Here is an 18,671-nt window from a genome sequence, read left to right on the forward strand (position 1 = left end):
CCGTTAATGTCGACCAATAAAAAGCCCCGCTTTGCGGGGCTTTTTATTGGTCTGGCAATCAGCCGTTGAACACGTCGTCTACCGACTTCAGCGGATAGTGCTTCGGATACGGCAAGGTCGCCACGCCGGTCTCGATCGCGGCCTTGGCCACTGCATCAGCCACCACGGTAATCAGGCGCGCATCCATCGGCTTCGGAATGATGTATTCGCGACCGAAGGACAGCTCGATACCACCGTATGCGTCGCAGACTTCCTTCGGCACCGGCAGTTTGGCCAGATCGCGCAGGGCGTTGGCGGCAGCAATCTTCATCTCCTCGTTGATGCGGGTGGCGCGAACGTCCAGGGCTCCGCGGAAAATGAAGGGGAAGCCAAGCACGTTGTTGACCTGGTTCGGATAGTCCGAACGGCCGGTGGCCATGATCACATCTGGACGCGCCTCGCGAGCCAGCTCCGGCTTGATCTCCGGGTCCGGGTTGGAGCACGCGAACACGATCGGGTTCGGCGCCATGCGCTTGAGGTCGTCCGGGCTCAGCAGGTTGGCACCGGATAGACCGACGAATACATCGGCACCGTCGAGGGCATCGGACAGACTGCGCTTCTCGGTAGAGTGGGCGAAGACCGCCTTGTACTGGTTGAGGTCGTCGCGATCAGCATGGATCACGCCCTTGCGATCAAGCATGAAGATGTTCTCAACCTTGGCGCCCATGCTCACCAGCAGCTTCATGCAGGAGATAGCCGCGGCGCCAGCGCCGAGGCAGACGATCTTCGCTTCCGGCAGGGTCTTACCGGCGATTTCCAGGGCATTGAGCATGCCGGCCGCAGTGACGATAGCGGTGCCATGCTGGTCATCGTGGAACACTGGAATGTCACACTGCTCGATCAGCGCGCGCTCGATCTCGAAACACTCAGGCGCCTTGATGTCTTCCAGATTGATGCCGCCGAAAGTAATGGAGATGCGCTTGACGGTATCGATGAAGGCCTGCGGGCTTTCGGAATCGACCTCGATATCGAACACATCGATACCGGCAAAACGCTTGAACAACACGCCCTTGCCTTCCATCACCGGCTTGGAGGCCAGCGGCCCCAGGTTACCCAGGCCAAGGATCGCGGTGCCATCGGAAATCACTGCCACCAGGTTGCCCTTGCCGGTGTAGCGATAGGCCAGTTCGGCATCGCGGGCAATCTCGCGCACCGGCTCGGCCACGCCCGGGCTGTAGGCCAGGGACAGGTCGCGGGCGGTGGCGGTAGGCTTGGTCAGTTCGACGCTCAATTTGCCCGGACGGGGCTGCGCGTGATACTCGAGAGCGGCAGTTTTCAGATCAGACATTTCGGCTATTTCCGCTTTGCTGTGAAAGGCAGGCGAGCGAGCATACGCAAGATGGCCAAGGCCCACAAGATCGGGCCTCCGAGCGGATCAGCGAACTACCTTGAGCCAATCGCCAGGATGTGGCTGACCGGTCGGATAGAGACCATTCAACAGGCGCAGACGCTTCAACCTGTCACCCTCGCCACCCATCTCCTGGCTCAACGCCTCCAGGCTTTGCCCAGCCTTGAACTGCACCAATCTCAGGCGCCAGGGCTCACCCTGCTGGCGCTCGTTCGCCTGCAGCGGTCGGAAACCATGCACCACCTCCATGAACTGTTCGTCGGCACTCTCCAGCGAGCCGCGACCTTTCACCGCACCGATAAAGAGGAAAGCCTCACTCTCGCGAGCGACCACCGCCACTCGCTTGGCGCCATCGCCGGTCAGCACGCCAGTGGTGACGTCCAGGCCATTCTGCTTGAAGCTCTGTTCGTTGGTCAGGCCACGGCCACCTGTGCGCTCGCGAACGAAGGTGCGCGAGTCCATGCCAGCCTTGAGCGGCTGCATGCTCATGACCATGAAGGCCTGCTGATCGCCGCTGTGGACGATCACCGCATCCGGGCGGTTAATCAGCTCCCAGCCCTGCGGAATGGTCAGGGTGAAATCCAGGCCGACGTGATAGAAGCGCTGGCCACGACGCACGCCCGCTTCCGCCGAATCACCGAAGGGCATGCCCTCGATGCGCTTCAGGTAGCTGTCGCGCCCCACCTCGCCCTGCGCGGTCGCCAGTGGAGTTGCCGAAGCCACCACCTGGCGCAGGCGGGTGTCGTTGTCCGGGTGGGTATCGAACAGGCCGTGATAGCCGGCCGGCGGTACTTCCTGGCCCTTGGCCTGGGCCTCGTCGCGAGCAAAGTCCTCCTGGCTCTTCAGCACCTTGACCACTTCGATCATCGCCTGCGGGTCATAGCCGCTACGCGCCAGGTACTGGGCACCGAAGCCGTCGGCCTCCAGCTCCATGTCGCGGCCGTAACCACTCACGAGGGCGCCGCCCAGCACATTGGTGATATCGCCGGCAGCACCAACGCCGGTGCCGATCGCCACGGCCTGACCGAGGATGTTCCAGGCCGTCGACTGGCTCTGCTGGCGCACGCTATGGCGGGCGGTGACGTGCCCGACTTCATGCCCGAGCACGGCGGCCAACTCCGCTTCGGAGCCGAGATAGGCCATTAGCCCGCGGTGGATATAGATGTGCCCACCCGGAATGGCGAAGGCATTGATGTCCGGCGAGTCGATGACAGTAAAGGTGTAAGCAAGGTTGCTGCGATGACTGGTGCGCGCCACCCGCTCGCCCACCTGCTGTACGTAGGCCTGCAGCTTTTCATCGGCGTAGCGCGGGTACTGTTTGGCGATCTCCTGGGCGTAGTTGCGCCCCAGGTCGATCTCCTGTTGCTCGCTCATCATCACGAAATCGGTGCGCCCGGTAGCCGGATTGACCGCGCAACCGGCGAGTTGGACAAGCAGGGATAGCAGCAGGAACAGACGCAACTTCATGGCAACACCTCTAGCATGGCCGCGTGGCTCAGCGGCAGCATCCAGCGGGCTTGATCCGGTTGTACGCCGCCGCGCCGGGAACGGTCAATCACCCAGCCGCGCACCTCGATCTGCCGCCCCGCCAGGCGCTGCAGCGCCGCCTCGTCGAAGTGGCGCAGCAGCTTGGGCTCGACGCGCAGCACCAGCGGCCCATCCATCTCGAGCCACAGGCCACCACGATTGCGCTGTACCCGCGCAACCTTGCCGCGCACCAGGGCGAAGCCGCCGCTGCGCAGATCGAAAGGAGTGACGATCCGCGTCTGCTGCCAGAGCCCGACGCGCCGCTCGCGTGCCTCATCCTCGGCGCTGCCCTGGCAGTCTTCCAGGCCGCTGGCCGGCTCGAATGCCACGCGGTAGCCCAGACCCTCGGCCAGCAGCTGTGCCTCTAGATTGCGTCCACCACCATCGTAAGCGTGTGCCAGAGTGCGACCGTAATGGTCACGAGCCTTGCTGCCGACACGCAGGCCGATGCGCCCGTCATTAGCCGCCACCAGAGCCTGCAGGCGCTTGGTCGCCGCTTCGGCGAAGGGCTCGGCCGGGCGGCCGTCACGCGCACGCTCCGGCGCGTTGATGCCAATCAACCGCACGCTGCGACCATCGGCCAGGCGCAGCGTATCGCCATCCACCACCTTGACCACGCGCAGCGGCGCCAGGTCGTCGACCAGCGGGCAGAAGGCCTGAGCCGGCAGAACTAGGCAGACAGAAACGAAAAAGGCGCCCACCAGGGACGCCTTTTTCAGCAAAGTGGTTTGAGCCACTATTATTCGGTCTTGGCGCCGAACATGCCGAAACGCTGCTTGAAGCGGTCAACACGACCACCGGTATCCAGCATCTTCTGCTTGCCGGTGTAGAACGGGTGGCATTCGGAGCACACGTCCAGGCTCATCGGCTTGCACAGGGTCGAACGGGTCTTGATCACGTTGCCGCAGCTGCAGGTGGCGACCATTTCTTCGTATTGCGGATGGATATCGGCTTTCATCGTACTTTCCTCGGTTTAAGTGTGCCGCCACTCGGCTCGTTGCCAAGTACCGCACGGAAATAGGCCGCGCACTATACCAGACCATCACCACTGCGCAAGCCGCCGCCGGACCGTGGCGACGTGCGGCCGTGCGAGGGGCTGCTGACGCTTTGGCGCCATTTGACGCTGCAACGCGGCTTGCACCAAAACGTCAGCAGCCCCTAGAGTCGCCGCTTCGATTCCGGAGCCCGCCGTGCCTGACACCATCCTGCGCCTCGCCCTGCCCTCGCCGCTGCGCCGCCTGTTCGACTATCGCGCGCCCGAGGGTGTGTCCCGTTCGATGCTGCAGCCTGGCGTACGCCTGCGCGTATCGTTCGGTCGGCGCGAGGTGATTGGCGTGCTGGTGGAACTGGCGGACAGCACTGACGTGCCGCAGGACAAGCTCAAGCCCGCCCTGCAACTGCTCGACCGCACCCCGCCGCTGCCGGCGCAGCTGTTCAAGCTGTGCCTGTGGACCGCGCAGTACTACCAGCACAGCCTCGGCGACACCCTGAGCTGGGCGCTGCCGGTATTGCTGCGCCAGGGCGAGCCGGCCGAAGTACGCCAGGAACGCTACTGGCACGCGACCGAGGGTGCCAGCGCGGATGACCCGCGCCTGGCCCGTGCGCCGCGCCAGCGCGAGGCGCTGCGCGCCCTGGCCCAGCACCATCACGGCGTACCGCACGGTCTGCTGAGCAAACTGCAGCTGAACAAGGACAGCCTCGACCTGCTGCTGGAAAAGGGGCTGGTCCGTGTCGAGGTGCGCCGCAGCGCACCGCTGCAGCGCCACGGCGGCTGGCTGGCGCAACCGGAGCTACCACTCAACGCGGAGCAGCGCGCCGCCTTCAACGCGATGCAGGCCGGCATGGGCGGCTTCGGCGCCTACCTCTTGTATGGCGTTACCGGCAGCGGCAAGACCGAGGTCTACCTGCAGCTGATCCGCCACTGCCTGGAAGCCGGCAAGCAGGCCCTGGTGCTGATCCCCGAGATCAACCTGGGACCGCAGACCGTCGAGCGCTTCTCCCGGCGCTTCAACGCACGCATCGCCCTGCTGCACTCCGGGGTCAACGACCGCGAGCGCCTGGACGCCTGGCTGGCCGCCCGCGACGGCGAGGCCGACATCATCATCGGCACCCGTTCGGCACTGTTCACCCCGATGAAGAACCCGGGGCTGATCATCATCGATGAAGAACACGACGCCTCCTATAAACAGCAGGAAGGCCTGCGCTACCACGCCCGCGACCTGGCCTTGGTGCGCGCACGCCAGGAAAACCTGCCGATCGTGCTCGGCTCGGCCACGCCGTCACTGGAAAGCCTGCACAACGCCCACGCCGGCCGCTACGCCCTGCTCAAGCTTGGCCAGCGCGCCGGCAACGCCCAGCCGCCGCGCTTCCTGCGCCTGGACGTAAAGAGCCTGCCGCTCGACTCCGGCATCTCCGGCCCGCTGCAACTGGCCATCCGCCAGACGCTCGAAGCCGGCCAGCAGGTACTGGTGTTCCTCAACCGCCGCGGCTTCGCGCCCACCCTGCTGTGCCACGACTGCGGCTGGATCAGCCAGTGCCCGCGCTGCGATGCACGCATGACCCTGCACCAGCGCCACAACGAGCTGCGCTGCCACCACTGCGGCCACGTCGAGCGCACGCCGCGCAACTGCCCGGACTGCCAGAAGGTCGACCTGCGCCCGGTGGGCGCCGGCACCGAGCGCGCCGAGGAGCGCTTGGCCATCCTCTTTCCGCAGTTCCCGGTACTGCGCATCGACCGCGACACCACCTCGCGCAAGGGCGCGATGGACAAGCTGTTCGCCACCATCAACAAGGGCGAGCCATGCATCTTGGTCGGCACGCAGATGCTCGCCAAGGGCCACCACTTCCCGCGCGTCACCCTGGTGGCCATCCTCGATGCCGACGGCGGCCTGTTCTCCGCCGACTTCCGCGCCAGCGAGCGCATGGCCCAGCTGATCGTCCAGGTCGCCGGGCGTGCCGGCCGCGCCGAGGAGCCGGGCAAGGTAATCATCCAGAGCCACCTGGCCGACCATCCCTTGCTGGTCCAGCTCACCGAGCAGGGTTACCCGGCCTTCGCCGAACAGGCTCTGAGCGAACGCCGCGGCGCCGGCCTGCCGCCTTTCGCCCACCTCGCCCTGCTGCGTGGCGAGGCACACAAGCCAGGCCAGGCCGAAGGCTTCCTTGACGAAGCCTGCACCTATGCCGAGCAGTTGCGCGACGAGCTGAAGCTGGCCGGCATCGAGCTGCTCGGCCCGGTGCCGGCACCGATGGAACGCCGCGCCGGGCGCTTCCGCGCGCAACTGCTGCTGATGGCCAGCGCCCGCGCGCCACTGCACAAGCTGCTGGCCCACTGGCTGCCGATACTGGAGGCGATGCCCAGCGGGCGAGCGGTACGCTGGTCGCTGGATGTCGACCCGATCGACCTGTTCTGACCGTCAAAGCTTGAAGCCGCGCCCCTCGGGCGCCGATAATGCACAGTTTTCGACCAGCCGCGGCCGACCCGAGCAGACCATGAAAGACACGATTCGCCACCTGATCCAGCAAGCCCTGACCCGCCTCACCGCCGAGGGCATGCTGCCCGAGGGCCTGAGCCCGGCCATTCAGGTGGAGAACACCAAGGACCGCAGCAACGGCGACTTCGCCAGCAACATCGCCATGATGCTGGCCAAGCCCACCGGCATGAAGCCGCGCGACCTGGCCGAGAAGCTGGTCGCCGCCCTGCCGGCCGACGACGGTATCGCCAAGGTGGAGATCGCCGGCCCCGGCTTCCTCAACTTCTTCCAGAACAGCGACGCCCTGGCCCAACGTCTGGAAGCCGCCCTGGCCGACGACAAGCTCGGCGTGCGCAAGGCCGGTAACCCGCAGCGCGTGGTGGTCGACCTGTCCGCGCCGAACCTGGCCAAGGAGATGCACGTCGGCCACCTGCGCTCGACCATCATCGGTGACGGCGTGGCCCGCGTACTGGAGTTCCTCGGCGACAGCGTGATCCGCCAGAACCACGTGGGCGACTGGGGCACCCAGTTCGGCATGCTGCTGGCCTACATGCAGGAAAACCCGATCTCCGCGGAAAGCGAGCTGTCCGACCTGGAAGGTTTCTACCGCGCCGCCAAGAAGCGCTTCGACGACTCCGCCGAGTTCGCCGATCGTGCTCGTGAGCTGGTGGTCCAGCTGCAGGCCGGCGACGCCGAGTGCCTGCGCCTGTGGAACCGCTTCAACGACAAGTCCCTGTCGCACTGCCAGGCCATCTACGACCGCCTGGGCGTGAAACTCTCCATGGCCGACGTCAAAGGCGAGAGCGCCTACAACGACGACCTGGCCAACGTTATTGCAGACCTGCAGGCCAAGGGTCTGCTGACCGAGGACAACGGCGCCCAGTGCGTCTTCATGGACGAGTTCAAGAACTCGGAAGGCAATCCACTGCCACTGATCGTACAGAAGGCCGGCGGTGGCTATCTGTACGCCACCACCGACCTGGCCGCCACCCGCTACCGCGCCAGCGTGCTCAAGGCCGACCGCGCCCTTTACTTCGTCGACCAGCGCCAGGCCCTGCACTTCCAGATGGTCTTCGCCGCCGCGCGCCTGGCCGGCTTCGTACCGGCCAGCATGGAGCTGGAACACATGGGCTTCGGCACCATGAACGGTCCGGACGGCAAGCCGTTCAAGACCCGCGACGGGGGCACCGTGAAGCTGGTCGAGCTGCTCGACGAAGCCGAGCAGCGCGCCTATGCCCTGGTCAAGGACAAGAACCCGGAACTGGCCGAGGACGAGCTGCGCCAGATCGCCCGCGTGGTCGGCATCGCCTCGGTGAAGTACGCCGACCTGTCCAAGCACCGCACCAGCGATTACCGCTTCAACTTCGAGCTGATGCTCAGCTTCGAGGGCAACACCGCGCCCTACCTGCTGTACGCCTACACCCGCGTCGCCAGCATTTTCCGCAAGCTGGGCAAGGTAGTGGCCGAGATCGGCGGGCAGATCCGCATCGAGGCGCCGCAGGAGCAGGCCCTGGCCGGCAAGCTGGCGCAATTCGCCGACACCCTCAACAACGTTGCCATCAAGGGCGAGCCGCATCTGCTGTGTGCTTACCTCTACGACCTGGCTGGGCTGTTCTCCAGCTTCTACGAGAACTGCCCGATCCTCGCCGCCGAAGACCAGGCCACCCAGCAGAGCCGTCTGCGCCTGGCCGCCCTCACCGGGCGCACCCTCAAGCAGGGCCTGGAACTACTGGGCCTGGAAACCCTGGAGCGCATGTAAGTGGCGGCGAAGAAGAAGCCTGCACCCAAGCGCGGTGCCAGCCGCTACCAAGCGCCGGCGAAGAAACCGGTGCCGGGCTGGGTATGGATGGTCTGCGGCCTGGTGATCGGCGGCTTCTTCATGTTCTTGTTCAGTCTGGAGCCGGGCCGTGATGACGTGAAACGGGCCAAGCCCGAGGAGCAGAAACGCGTCACCGAGCAACAGAAGAAACCGCAGGTGGCGCCGGAGCCGGCCAAGCCGAAGTACGACTTCTACACCCTGCTGCCGGAATCCGAGGTCATCGTGCCGCCGGATGCCCTGCCGCCTGCCGATGCCGTAAAACCACCGGAAAGCAAACCGGTGAGCCCGGAAGAGGCGGCCAAGATTGACGCTGCCCGTGCCGAAGCCGCGCTCAATGGCGAGACCCCACCTCCGCCACCGGTTGTGGTGGCCAAGGCGCCGGTCACTACCCAGTTCTTCCTGCAGGCTGGTTCGTTCCGCAAGCGTGAGGACGCCGACAAGGTACGCGCGCAGATCCTCCTGCTCGGCCAGAACGTACAAGTAGAGTCCGGCAAGGTGCGTGACGAGAACTGGTTCCGCGTGCTGGTCGGCCCCTACGCCAGCCGCGAACAACTGGCCAGTGCGCAGAAACAGCTAGCCGGCAGCGGCTTCAGCAATCTCTTGCTACAACAGCGGCAGAGCCGCTGAGCCATCAAAGTACCCGCTCCGGTTGAAAAACCGGACGGGCCACCCCATCTGATCTCCATTCGGGCACATCTGCCCCGCTGCGTGGAGATCCACCCCTTGACCACCATCGTTTCAGTCCGCCGCAACGGCAAAGTCGTCATGGGCGGCGACGGCCAGGTTTCCCTCGGCAACACCGTGATGAAGGGCAACGCCAAGAAGGTCCGGCGCCTCTACCACGGCCAGGTATTGGCCGGCTTCGCCGGTGCCACCGCCGACGCCTTCACCCTGTTCGAACGCTTCGAGGGTCAGCTGGAAAAACACCAGGGCCACCTGGTGCGCGCCGCCGTCGAGCTGGCCAAGGACTGGCGCACCGACCGCTCGTTGAGCCGCCTGGAAGCCATGCTGGCGGTAGCCAACAAGGACGCCTCGCTGATCATCACCGGCAACGGCGACGTGGTCGAGCCCGAACACGGCCTGATCGCCATGGGCTCCGGCGGCGGTTTCGCCCAGGCTGCGGCCATGGCCCTGCTGCAGAAAACCGAGCTGTCCGCCCGTGAAATCACCGAGGCGGCATTGAACATTGCCGGCTCCATCTGTGTCTTCACTAACCAGAACCTGACTATCGAAGAGGAAGACTGCGCTGAGTAAGCGCGGTTTCTGCTGGAGCCAACCTGCATGTCCATGACGCCCCGCGAAATAGTTTCCGAGCTCAACCGCCACATCATCGGCCAGGACGACGCCAAGCGTGCCGTGGCCATCGCCCTGCGCAACCGCTGGCGGCGCATGCAGCTGCCGGCCGAGCTGCGCCAGGAAGTGACGCCGAAGAACATCCTGATGATCGGCCCTACCGGCGTCGGCAAGACCGAGATCGCCCGCCGTCTGGCCAAGCTGGCCAACGCGCCCTTCATCAAGGTGGAAGCGACCAAGTTCACCGAGGTCGGCTATGTCGGCCGTGACGTCGAATCGATCATCCGCGACCTGGCAGACGCGGCGCTCAAGCTGCTGCGCGAGCAGGAAGTGCAGAAGATGAGCCACCGCGCCGAGGACGCCGCCGAGGAGCGCATTCTCGACGCCCTGCTGCCCCCAGCCCGCGCTGGTTTCAACGAAGACCCGGCGCCGAGCCAGGACTCCAACACTCGCCAGCTGTTCCGCAAGCGCCTGCGCGAAGGCCAGCTGGACGACAAGGAGATCGACATCGAGGTGGCCGAGCAGCCAGCCGGCGTCGAGATCATGACCCCGCCGGGCATGGAAGAGATGACCAGCCAGCTGCAGAACCTGTTCTCGGGCCTGACCAAAGGCAAGAAGAAGTCCCGCAAGCTCAAGGTCAAGGAAGCCTTCAAACTGGTGCGCGACGAGGAAGCCGCGCGCCTGGTCAACGAAGAGGACCTCAAGGCCCGCGCCCTGGAAGCGGTCGAGCAGCACGGTATCGTGTTCATCGACGAGATCGACAAGGTCGCCAAGCGCGCCAACGTCGGCGGTGCCGATGTATCCCGCGAGGGCGTGCAGCGTGACTTGCTGCCGCTGATCGAGGGCTGCACGGTCAACACCAAGCTGGGCATGGTCAAGACCGACCACATCCTGTTCATCGCCTCCGGCGCCTTCCACCTGGCCAAGCCCAGCGACCTGGTGCCCGAACTGCAGGGCCGCCTGCCGATCCGCGTCGAGCTGAAGGCCCTGTCGCCTGAGGACTTCGAGCGCATCCTCACCGAGCCGCACGCGGCACTGACCGAGCAGTACACCGAGCTGCTGAAGACCGAGGGGCTGAACATCGAGTTCGCCGCCGACGGCATCAAGCGCATCGCCGAGATCGCCTGGCAGGTCAACGAGAAGACCGAGAACATCGGCGCCCGCCGCCTGCATACCCTGCTCGAACGCCTGCTGGAGGAGGTCTCCTTCAGCGCCGGCGACCTGGCCAGCCAGCACAACGGCGAGCCGATTCGTATCGATGCCGACTACGTCAACGGTCACCTCGGCGAACTGGCAAAAGACGAAGACCTGTCGCGCTACATTCTCTGATGCGCGCGCGGGGTGGATAATACGTTATCCACCCCGCCAGGACTCCTCCCATGCGCATGCCCACCGCCATCAAACTGCACAAGGCCTCACGCACTCTGGAACTGGTCTACGACGACGAGCGCTATAGCCTCGGTGCCGAGTTCCTGCGCGTGCACTCGCCCTCAGCCGAAGTGCAGGGCCACGGAAATCCCATCCTCCAGCACGGCAAGCAGAACGTGGGGCTGAGCCGCGTCGAGCCGGCCGGTAACTATGCCCTGAAACTGTGCTTCGACGACGGCCATGACAGCGGCCTGTATACCTGGGACTACCTCTACCAGCTCGCCACCCGTCAGGATGAGCTATGGTCCGACTACCTGCAGGAACTGGCGCAAGCCGGCAAATCTCGCGACCCCAGCGAATCAATCGTCCGCCTGATGCTCTAGGCCATTCCAAAGGTGCCCATCGCACCGCTCTACCTCGCACCTTCCGCCACACCAGTGTCATACCTAGGGCGCATTTTCTAATCGCCGTCGGCATACTCCCGCGCGCTGCGCACCACACATTCGTGAACTTGCGCAAAAGTGGAAACTCGGGTAACCAAGGAACTGGCAGGTTCCATGCATTTGCCGACGGTAAATGCGAAGAAAGCGCGGAGTTCACTCCGCACCCGGTAACCCGAGCAGTACCAGCCCTTCGCCCTGTGCCCGCAACACAGCTGCAGTTGGTATTCGTCTCAGGACAATGGAGCGTCGTAGATGACCCAAAAGAATAATGAAGACCTGCATCGCCAAGCCTCGGAAAACACCTTGGGTTTGAACCCGGTGATCGGCTTGCGCAGCAAGGATCTACTCACCTCTGCCCGCATGGTGCTGGCCCAAGCCATCAAGCAGCCCTTGCACAGTGCCAAGCACGTTACCCATTTCGCCTTCGAACTGAAGAACGTGCTGCTCGGCCAGTCCGAACTGGCCCCCGACTCCGATGATCGTCGCTTCGCCGACCCCGCCTGGAGCCAGAACCCGCTCTACCGCCGCTACCTGCAGACCTACCTGGCCTGGCGCAAGGAACTGCACGAATGGATCGAGGACAGCAACCTCTCCGAACAGGACACCAGCCGCGGCCACTTCGTCATCAACCTGATGACCGAAGCCATGGCCCCGACCAACAGCATGGCCCACCCTGCGGCCGTGAAGCGCTTCTTTGAAACCGGCGGCAAGAGCCTGCTAGACGGTCTTTCCCACCTGGCCAAGGACATTGTCAACAACGGCGGCATGCCCAGCCAGGTGAAGATGGATGCCTTCGAGGTCGGCAAGAACCTGGCCACCAGCGAAGGCGCCGTGATCTTCCGCAACGATCTGCTGGAGCTCATCCAGTACAAGCCGACCACCGAGCAGGTACACGAGCGGCCGCTGCTGGTAGTGCCGCCGCAGATCAACAAGTTCTATGTGTTCGACCTGTCGCCCGAGAAGAGCGTCGCCCGCTTCCTGTTGCGCAACGGCGTGCAGACCTTCGTGGTGAGCTGGCGCAATCCGACCAAGGCCCAGCGCGAATGGGGCCTGTCGACCTATATCGAAGCGCTCAAGGAAGCCGTCGACGTCGTCACCGCCATCACCGGCAGCAAGGACATCAACATGCTCGGTGCCTGCTCTGGCGGCATCACCATCTCTTCACTGCTCGGCCACTACGCCGCCCTCGGCGAGAAGAAGGTCAACTCGATGACCCTGCTGGTCAGCGTGCTCGACACCAAACTCGACACCCAGGTCGCCCTGTTCGCCGACGAGAAGACTCTCGAGGCCGCCAAGCGCCGTTCCTACCAATCCGGCGTGCTGGAAGGCAAGGACATGGCCAAGGTGTTCGCCTGGATGCGCCCCAACGACCTGATCTGGAACTACTGGGTCAACAACTACCTGCTGGGCAACGAACCGCCGGTGTTCGACATCCTCTACTGGAACAACGACACCACCCGCCTGCCCGCCGCCCTGCATGGCGACCTGATCGAGCTGTTCAAGACCAACCCGCTGACCCGCGCCGGCGCCCTGGAAGTCTGCGGCACACCGATCGACCTCAAGCAGGTCACCAGCGATATCTACTGCGTGGCGGGCACCACCGACCACATCACCCCGTGGGAGGCCTGCTACAAGTCTTCGTTGCTGTTCGGCGGCAAGGTCGAGTTTGTGCTCTCCAACAGCGGTCACATCCAGAGCATTCTGAACCCACCGGGTAACCCCAAAGCACGCTTCTCCACCAACAGCGAGCAAACCGCCACCTCCAGACAGTGGCTGGAAAACGCGACCAAGCACGCCGACTCCTGGTGGCTGCACTGGCAACAGTGGCTTGGTGAGCGCTCGGGCAAGCTGAAGAAGGCGCCGACCACCCTGGGCAACAAGGTCTACACGCCAGGCGAAGCCTCGCCGGGAACATACGTACACGAACGCTGAGGCAAGCACGCTGCACCTTGCGCAGTACTGCCCGCGGCACCTGGAAGTGCCGCACGCCGCTCGGACCGAAGGTCGGGGCGGTGCCCGCCAGCCGGCGGAGACTGGCGAGCGGCCCCGGAAGGTCGCTCTCCGCTGATCCATGTATAGGGCCTAGCGCATGCCGCAACCTTTTGTATTTCGCACCATCGAGCTGGACGGCCAGACCATCCGCACCGCGGTCCGCCCGGGCAGCAGCAGCCTCACGCCGCTGCTGATCTTCAACGGCATCGGCGCCAACCTGGAGCTGGTGATGCCGTTCGTGCGCGCCCTCGACCCGGACCTGGAAGTGATCGCCTTCGACGTTCCCGGCGTCGGCGGTTCATCTACACCGAGTACCCCCTACCGCTTCCCCGGCCTGGCCAAGCTGGCGGCACGCATGCTCGACTATCTGGACTACGGCCAGGTCAATGCAATCGGTGTGTCCTGGGGCGGGGCGCTGGCACAACAGTTCGCCCACGACTACCCCGAGCGCTGCAAGAAGCTGGTGCTGGCCGCCACCTCGGCGGGCGCGGTGATGGTGCCGGGCAAGCCCAAGGTGCTCTGGCGCATGGCCAGTCCCAAGCGCTACATCCAGCCGTCCTACGGCGTGCATATCGCCCCGGACATCTATGGCGGCGCCTTCCGTCGCGACCCCAAGCTGGCCCTGGCACACGCCAGCAAGGTACGTTCGGGCGGCAAGATGGGCTATTACTGGCAGCTGTTTGCCGGCTTAGGCTGGACCAGCATCCACTGGCTACATCGCATCCGCCAACCTACTCTGGTATTGGCCGGCGACGACGATCCACTCATCCCGCTGGTCAATATGCGCCTGCTTGCCTGGCGCATCCCCAACTCGGAACTTCATGTCATCGACGACGGTCACCTGTTCCTCGTGACACGTGCCGAAGCGGTGGCACCTATCATCATGAAGTTCCTCCAGGAGGAGCGGCAGCGTGCGGTGATGCACCCGCAACCGCAGCCGGCCCGCAGTCACTGACCGCACAACTGTAGTGCTGTTTCTGGCAGGATCGCCCTAAGGCGAACCTGCCAGACAAGGGAGATTTTTTCGCGCGGCAGTCTGGAATGCCCTCCGGCGCGCTTTGGTACAAGCCTTGCTGTCACTGGACGTGACAGTACGATGACGGAGCCAGCCCCATGCGAGACAAGACTGCACCGGGATCCATGCCGGTACCCGCACACTTCATGAACGCGCAGAGCGCGATGGTCGGTCTGCGCGGCCGCGACCTGTTCTCCACATTACGGACGCTAGCCTTCCAGGGCCTACGTCAGCCGATGCACAGCACGCGCCACCTGCTGTCGTTCGGCAAGCAGCTGGGCCGGGTAATGCTCGGCGACACCCCTCACCAACCTCATCCACAGGACAGTCGCTTCGCCGACCCGACCTGGCATCTCAATCCGTTCTACCGCCGTAGCCTGCAGGCCTACCTGGCCTGGCAGAAACAGCTCAAGGCATGGATCGACGAGAGCGATCTGTCGCCAGACGACCGCACCCGTGCGCACTTCCTGTTCTCCCTGCTCAACGACGCCCTGGCCCCCTCCAACACTCTGCTCAACCCGCTGGCAGTCAAGGAGCTGTTCAACAGCGGCGGCAGCAGCGCGTTGCGCGGTGCACGCCAGCTACTCGACGACGTGCTGCACAACAACGGCATGCCGCAGCAGGTCAACAAGCAGGCCTTCGAGGTCGGCCGCAACCTGGCCACCACGCCCGGCTCGGTAGTATTCCGCAGCGAGATGTTCGAGCTGATCCACTACAAGCCGATGAGCGAGAAGCAGTACGAGCGACCTTTGCTGGTAGTGCCGCCGCAGATCAACAAGTTCTACATCTTCGACCTCAGCCCGGAGAAAAGCTTTGTCCAGTACTGCCTGAAGAACGGCCTGCAGGTGTTCATGATCAGCTGGCGCAACCCCGACGCGCGCTATCGCGAGTGGGGTCTGTCCAGCTATGTGCAGGCGGTGGACGACGCCACCGAGGTGTGCAGGCTCATCACTGGCAGCAAGGAAGTGAACCTGATGGGCGCCTGCGCCGGTGGCCTGACCGTCGCCGCCCTGCAAGGCCACCTGCAGGCCAAGCGCCAGCTGCGCAAGATCGGCTGCGCTACCTACATGGTCAGCCTGCTGGACAGTCAGGTGGAGAGCCCGGCGATGCTGTTCGCCGACGAGCAGACCCTTGAGTCGGCCAAGCGCCGCTCCTACCAGAGCGGCGTGCTCGATGGCCGTGATATGTCGCGAGTGTTCGCCTGGATGCGCCCCAACGACTTGATCTGGAATTACTGGGTCAACAACTACCTGATGGGCAAGGAGCCCCCGGCATTCGACATCCTCTACTGGAACAACGACAACACCCGCCTGCCCGCCGCCCTACACGGCGACCTGCTCGACCTGTTCAAGCACAATCCGCTGACACGCAGCGGCGGCCTCGAGGTGTGCGGCACCCCAATCGACCTGTCCAAGGTCGGGGTGGACAGCTTCAGTGTCGCCGGCATCAACGACCATATCACTCCGTGGGATACGGTCTACCGCTCGGCGCTGCTGCTTGGCGGCAACCGTCGATTCATCCTGTCCAACAGTGGGCATATCCAGAGCATCCTCAACCCACCGGGAAACCCCAAGGCCACTTACGTCGAAAACACCAAGCTGACCAGCGACCCACGCGCCTGGTACTACGATGCGGAGAAGAAGGACGGCAGCTGGTGGCCGCAGTGGCTGGAGTGGATCCAACAGCGCTCCGGCGAACAGCGTGAGACAGCGTTCAGCGTCGGCAGCAACAAGTACCCGGCGATGGAGGCCTCACCCGGCACCTACGTTCACGTGCGCTGAGATACGGCGAAAAGCACTGGCCGGGTCCCGCCCCGGCCGGTTATCGTCGACACTCCGGCGGCCAGACAAGATCATGGAATGAAGACCCGCGACCGCATCCTCGAAACCGCCCTGCAGCTGTTCAACGACCAGGGCGAGCCCAACGTCTCCACTCTCGAAATCGCCACCGAGATGGGCATCAGCCCAGGCAATCTTTACTACCACTTCCACGGCAAGGAGCCGCTGGTGATGGAGCTGTTCGAGCGTTTTCAGAACGAGCTGGCGCCCTTACTTGATCCACCCGCAGAAGCTGAACTGGGCGCCGAGGACTACTGGCTGTTCCTGCATCTGATCGTCGAACGCCTGGCCTCGTACCGCTTTCTGTTCCAGGACCTGTCCAACCTCTCCGGCCGCCTGCCCAAACTGAGCCGTGGTATCCGTCAGTGGCTCAATCAGCTCAAGCGCACCCTGGCCAGTCTGCTGGCCCGCCTCAAGGCGTTAGGGCAGTTGCGCAGCGACACCGAGGCACTCGGCCAGTTGGTCGAACAGATCACTCTGACCCTGCTGTTCTCCCTCGACTACCAGCGCATCCTCGGCGCCAGCGGCGAAGTACGCCTGGTGGTATTCCAGGTAATGATGCTGGTCGCCCCACATCTGACCGACGACTCACGCCATGCCGCCGAACGCATCGCCCATCGCTATCTCGAAGCCTGAAGACGCCGCCCGCCCTCACCGAACGCCCTTCTGAAATGCAAAACGCCCGGCACTAGGCCGGGCGTTTTGTCATCCTGCGGAACAATCAGGACGGAGTAGCGGGCGTTGCCGGTGCAGCGGCCGGAGCCGGGGTAGCAGCAGGAGCCGGCGCCGGAGCGGCAGGCTTGGCGGCAACCGGTTTAACGGCCGGCTTCGGCGCTGCGGTCTTCTTCACCACCGGCTTCTTAGCGGCAGCCGGCTTGGCGGCCGGTTTTGCAGCGGGTTTAGCGGCGGGCTTGGCAGCAGCAGGTTTAGCTGCGGGCTTAGCGGCCGGTTTGGCGGCGGGTTTGAGCGCAGGCTTGGCAGCCGGTTTAGCGGCAGCTTTGGCGGCCGGCTTGGCTGCAGGTTTCGCAGCGGCCTTGGCAACCGGTTTGGCGGCAGGCTTGGCAACCGGCTTGACCGACTGACCGGTGAGCTTCTCGATCTGCTTGGTCAGGCTGTCGACCTTGGTCTGCAGCGACTTCACTTCGTTGCGACTAGGTACGCCCAGGCGAGAGATGGCGCTGTTAAGGCGCTTGTCGAAAGCCTCTTCCAGTTCGCTCCACTTGCCGATGGCCTTGCCTTTGACTTCGTCGACTTTCGACTTGGCCGAACCGACAGTGGTGCCGACGCTGGACTTGACCACATCCAGCTGCTTATCGACTTCGGTCTTGGCCTTCTTCTCAGCTTTCTCACCATCCTTGACCAGACCGTCGAACAGCTTGTTGCCGTCCTTGCTGATCTTCGAATAGGCGCCGAGGCCGGCCAGCCAGATCTGGCGCGAGTATTTCTCGATCTCGCCGACCCAGGAACTGCTTTCCTTCTTGGCAACCGGCTTTTTCGGTGCCGGTTTTGCAGCGGGTTTTGCTGCGGTAGTTTTCTTAACAGCCATCCTGCTCTCCTTAATTAGGTACGCGCCACTCGCTCAAGCAAAGCATTCAACTCATCCAGCTTAGCAGAGAGTGCCTCAACATCCTGCTTGGAGGGAATACCCAGACGGTTCAGAGCGCTGGCCACACGATTGTCGAAGGCCTTCTCGATTTTGTCGAACTGCACTTCGACCTTGCCTTTGACATCGGAAACGCCATTTTTGACGCTTTTGATTTGGGTCTCGATCTGGCTGTTGGCGGCCTCGACCTGCTCGTTTACCAGTTTCTTGCCCTGTTTCTCGACGCCTTCGCCAGCCTTGACCAGCTCCTTGAAGTAGTCGACGCCCTCGGCGCCAGCCTTGGCATAGGCGCCCAGGCCAGCCAGCCAGACCTTGCGGGCGTAGGCTTTGACGTCGGTGAGGACAGTGACTTTGTCTTCGACTTTATCGACTACAGCTTTCTTCTTGACGGCGACTTTAGTGGCCATGATGCACCTCGCGTTCAAAGTAATGGACTGGTCGTCCTTTGCCAGGACTTGAGCGCAAGGTAGTGGGAAAAATTAGAAATCACATACTAGGGCCTTGGACGTTTTGCCGCAGCTGACTCAGGCCTGCAGATGCTTATCGAGAGTCTCCTCGATCTCGCGCTTGATGGTGCCGCCCAGGGCGGATAACAGCAGACCCAATTTGAGCTCGACGCGCACACTATCACCGCCAACCGCGATGTTCCCATCGACGCCACTGCGCTTGAATTCCAGGGTGTCGCCGCTCCAGCGATACTTCACGTCATACTCGCTGGCCAGCCGTTGAGCCAGCGCCTCGGCCTTCTCGCGAGCGGCAGGGAGGCCTAGGGAATGGGAGCGTTCGACGGTGATGCGGGACATGGGCGACTCCTACTGCGACCTTGTGTCACGCGACTATATCAGCTCTGCCCGGCGCCAAGACAAAGGCCGGCCACGGGTTTAGAATGGCCGCCACTTCGATTCAGGTGACGGCG

At 63.9% G+C, this 18,671-nt stretch carries 17 protein-coding genes; 10 read left to right on the forward strand and 7 right to left on the reverse strand.

The genetic code is table 11. The features are described 5' to 3' along the window. Window positions 1-58: 58 nt before the first annotated feature. From IB234_RS00520 to rpmE, 4 genes are all read right to left on the reverse strand, one after another. On the reverse strand, window positions 59-1,327 hold the full coding sequence (locus IB234_RS00520; RefSeq protein WP_192312330.1) for a malic enzyme-like NAD(P)-binding protein: 1,269 nt from the start codon (window positions 1,325-1,327) through the stop codon (window positions 59-61). 87 nt (window positions 1,328-1,414) lie between these two features. Then, window positions 1,415-2,854 (reverse strand): M48 family metalloprotease, encoded by a 1,440-nt coding sequence (locus IB234_RS00525; protein WP_192312332.1) that lies wholly within the window; start codon window positions 2,852-2,854, stop codon window positions 1,415-1,417. Further along, complete coding sequence (locus IB234_RS00530; protein ID WP_192312334.1) at window positions 2,851-3,651, reverse strand: thermonuclease family protein; 801 nt, start codon at window positions 3,649-3,651, stop codon at window positions 2,851-2,853. Before IB234_RS00530 ends, IB234_RS00525 begins: the two co-directional genes overlap by 4 nt. Before the next feature lie 2 nt (window positions 3,652-3,653). After that, on the reverse strand, window positions 3,654-3,872 hold the full coding sequence (gene rpmE / locus IB234_RS00535) for a 50S ribosomal protein L31 (RefSeq protein ID WP_192312336.1): 219 nt from the start codon (window positions 3,870-3,872) through the stop codon (window positions 3,654-3,656). A 232-nt stretch (window positions 3,873-4,104) separates the two neighbouring features. Between rpmE and IB234_RS00540 the strand changes: the two genes are divergently transcribed. From IB234_RS00540 to IB234_RS00585, 10 genes are all read left to right on the forward strand, one after another. Then, window positions 4,105-6,324: a primosomal protein N' gene (locus IB234_RS00540; RefSeq protein WP_192312338.1), complete on the forward strand. Its 2,220-nt coding sequence runs from the start codon at window positions 4,105-4,107 to the stop codon at window positions 6,322-6,324. A 79-nt stretch (window positions 6,325-6,403) separates the two neighbouring features. Then, window positions 6,404-8,143 carry an arginine--tRNA ligase gene (gene argS / locus IB234_RS00545; protein WP_192312340.1) on the forward strand — a complete coding sequence of 580 codons (1,740 nt, stop codon included), beginning with the start codon at window positions 6,404-6,406 and terminating at the stop codon, window positions 8,141-8,143. Beyond that, a complete protein-coding gene (locus IB234_RS00550; RefSeq protein ID WP_192312342.1) occupies window positions 8,144-8,830 on the forward strand; it encodes an SPOR domain-containing protein in 687 nt (228 codons plus the stop codon). It abuts the gene before it with no gap. Window positions 8,831-8,926: 96 nt separating this feature from the next. After that, window positions 8,927-9,457, forward strand: coding sequence for an ATP-dependent protease subunit HslV (hslV, locus tag IB234_RS00555; protein WP_192312344.1), 531 nt, complete (start codon window positions 8,927-8,929; stop codon window positions 9,455-9,457). Between the two features lie 27 nt (window positions 9,458-9,484). Continuing rightward, window positions 9,485-10,825: an ATP-dependent protease ATPase subunit HslU gene (gene hslU, locus IB234_RS00560; protein WP_192312346.1), complete on the forward strand. Its 1,341-nt coding sequence runs from the start codon at window positions 9,485-9,487 to the stop codon at window positions 10,823-10,825. Window positions 10,826-10,875: 50 nt separating this feature from the next. Continuing rightward, entirely contained in the window at window positions 10,876-11,247 is a 372-nt protein-coding gene (locus IB234_RS00565; protein WP_192312348.1) for a gamma-butyrobetaine hydroxylase-like domain-containing protein, read from the forward strand. A gap of 312 nt (window positions 11,248-11,559) precedes the next feature. Then, window positions 11,560-13,239: a class II poly(R)-hydroxyalkanoic acid synthase gene (gene phaC / locus IB234_RS00570; protein ID WP_192312350.1), complete on the forward strand. Its 1,680-nt coding sequence runs from the start codon at window positions 11,560-11,562 to the stop codon at window positions 13,237-13,239. A 157-nt stretch (window positions 13,240-13,396) separates the two neighbouring features. Then, window positions 13,397-14,254 carry a poly(3-hydroxyalkanoate) depolymerase gene (gene phaZ, locus IB234_RS00575; RefSeq protein ID WP_192312353.1) on the forward strand — a complete coding sequence of 286 codons (858 nt, stop codon included), beginning with the start codon at window positions 13,397-13,399 and terminating at the stop codon, window positions 14,252-14,254. A 158-nt stretch (window positions 14,255-14,412) separates the two neighbouring features. Next, window positions 14,413-16,095, forward strand: a complete 1,683-nt coding sequence (gene phaC / locus IB234_RS00580) for a class II poly(R)-hydroxyalkanoic acid synthase (protein WP_192312355.1) — start codon at window positions 14,413-14,415, stop codon at window positions 16,093-16,095. A 78-nt stretch (window positions 16,096-16,173) separates the two neighbouring features. Next, window positions 16,174-16,788 carry a TetR/AcrR family transcriptional regulator gene (locus tag IB234_RS00585; RefSeq protein ID WP_192312357.1) on the forward strand — a complete coding sequence of 205 codons (615 nt, stop codon included), beginning with the start codon at window positions 16,174-16,176 and terminating at the stop codon, window positions 16,786-16,788. Between the two features lie 85 nt (window positions 16,789-16,873). On the opposite strand, the gene IB234_RS00590 is transcribed toward IB234_RS00585, so the two are convergent. The 3 genes from IB234_RS00590 to IB234_RS00600 all read right to left on the reverse strand — a co-directional run bounded on the left by IB234_RS00590 (window position 16,874) and on the right by IB234_RS00600 (window position 18,558). Next, window positions 16,874-17,698 (reverse strand): phasin family protein, encoded by an 825-nt coding sequence (locus tag IB234_RS00590; protein ID WP_192312359.1) that lies wholly within the window; start codon window positions 17,696-17,698, stop codon window positions 16,874-16,876. Between the two features lie 14 nt (window positions 17,699-17,712). Beyond that, on the reverse strand, window positions 17,713-18,162 hold the full coding sequence (locus IB234_RS00595; RefSeq protein ID WP_192312361.1) for a phasin family protein: 450 nt from the start codon (window positions 18,160-18,162) through the stop codon (window positions 17,713-17,715). Between the two features lie 117 nt (window positions 18,163-18,279). Continuing rightward, window positions 18,280-18,558: a polyhydroxyalkanoic acid system family protein gene (locus tag IB234_RS00600; RefSeq protein WP_192312363.1), complete on the reverse strand. Its 279-nt coding sequence runs from the start codon at window positions 18,556-18,558 to the stop codon at window positions 18,280-18,282. Window positions 18,559-18,671: the final 113 nt, after the last annotated feature.

It is taken from the genome of Pseudomonas sp. PDM16 (assembly GCF_014851865.1).
Classification (GTDB): Bacteria; Pseudomonadota; Gammaproteobacteria; order Pseudomonadales; family Pseudomonadaceae; genus Aquipseudomonas.

What these genes read in the sequence shown, in the direction of transcription:
- IB234_RS00520 (WP_192312330.1), bottom strand. Translation starts at nt 1,327, where the DNA reads ATGTCTGATCTGAAAACTGCCGCTCTCGAGTATCACGCGCAGCCCCGT.
- IB234_RS00525 (WP_192312332.1), bottom strand. Translation starts at nt 2,854, where the DNA reads ATGAAGTTGCGTCTGTTCCTGCTGCTATCCCTGCTTGTCCAACTCGCC.
- rpmE (WP_192312336.1), bottom strand. Translation starts at nt 3,872, where the DNA reads ATGAAAGCCGATATCCATCCGCAATACGAAGAAATGGTCGCCACCTGC.
- argS (WP_192312340.1), top strand. Translation starts at nt 6,404, where the DNA reads ATGAAAGACACGATTCGCCACCTGATCCAGCAAGCCCTGACCCGCCTC.
- hslU (WP_192312346.1), top strand. Translation starts at nt 9,485, where the DNA reads ATGTCCATGACGCCCCGCGAAATAGTTTCCGAGCTCAACCGCCACATC.
- IB234_RS00565 (WP_192312348.1), top strand. Translation starts at nt 10,876, where the DNA reads ATGCGCATGCCCACCGCCATCAAACTGCACAAGGCCTCACGCACTCTG.
- phaC (WP_192312350.1), top strand. Translation starts at nt 11,560, where the DNA reads ATGACCCAAAAGAATAATGAAGACCTGCATCGCCAAGCCTCGGAAAAC.
- phaZ (WP_192312353.1), top strand. Translation starts at nt 13,397, where the DNA reads ATGCCGCAACCTTTTGTATTTCGCACCATCGAGCTGGACGGCCAGACC.
- phaC (WP_192312355.1), top strand. Translation starts at nt 14,413, where the DNA reads ATGCGAGACAAGACTGCACCGGGATCCATGCCGGTACCCGCACACTTC.
- IB234_RS00585 (WP_192312357.1), top strand. Translation starts at nt 16,174, where the DNA reads ATGAAGACCCGCGACCGCATCCTCGAAACCGCCCTGCAGCTGTTCAAC.
- IB234_RS00590 (WP_192312359.1), bottom strand. Translation starts at nt 17,698, where the DNA reads ATGGCTGTTAAGAAAACTACCGCAGCAAAACCCGCTGCAAAACCGGCA.
- IB234_RS00595 (WP_192312361.1), bottom strand. Translation starts at nt 18,162, where the DNA reads ATGGCCACTAAAGTCGCCGTCAAGAAGAAAGCTGTAGTCGATAAAGTC.
- IB234_RS00600 (WP_192312363.1), bottom strand. Translation starts at nt 18,558, where the DNA reads ATGTCCCGCATCACCGTCGAACGCTCCCATTCCCTAGGCCTCCCTGCC.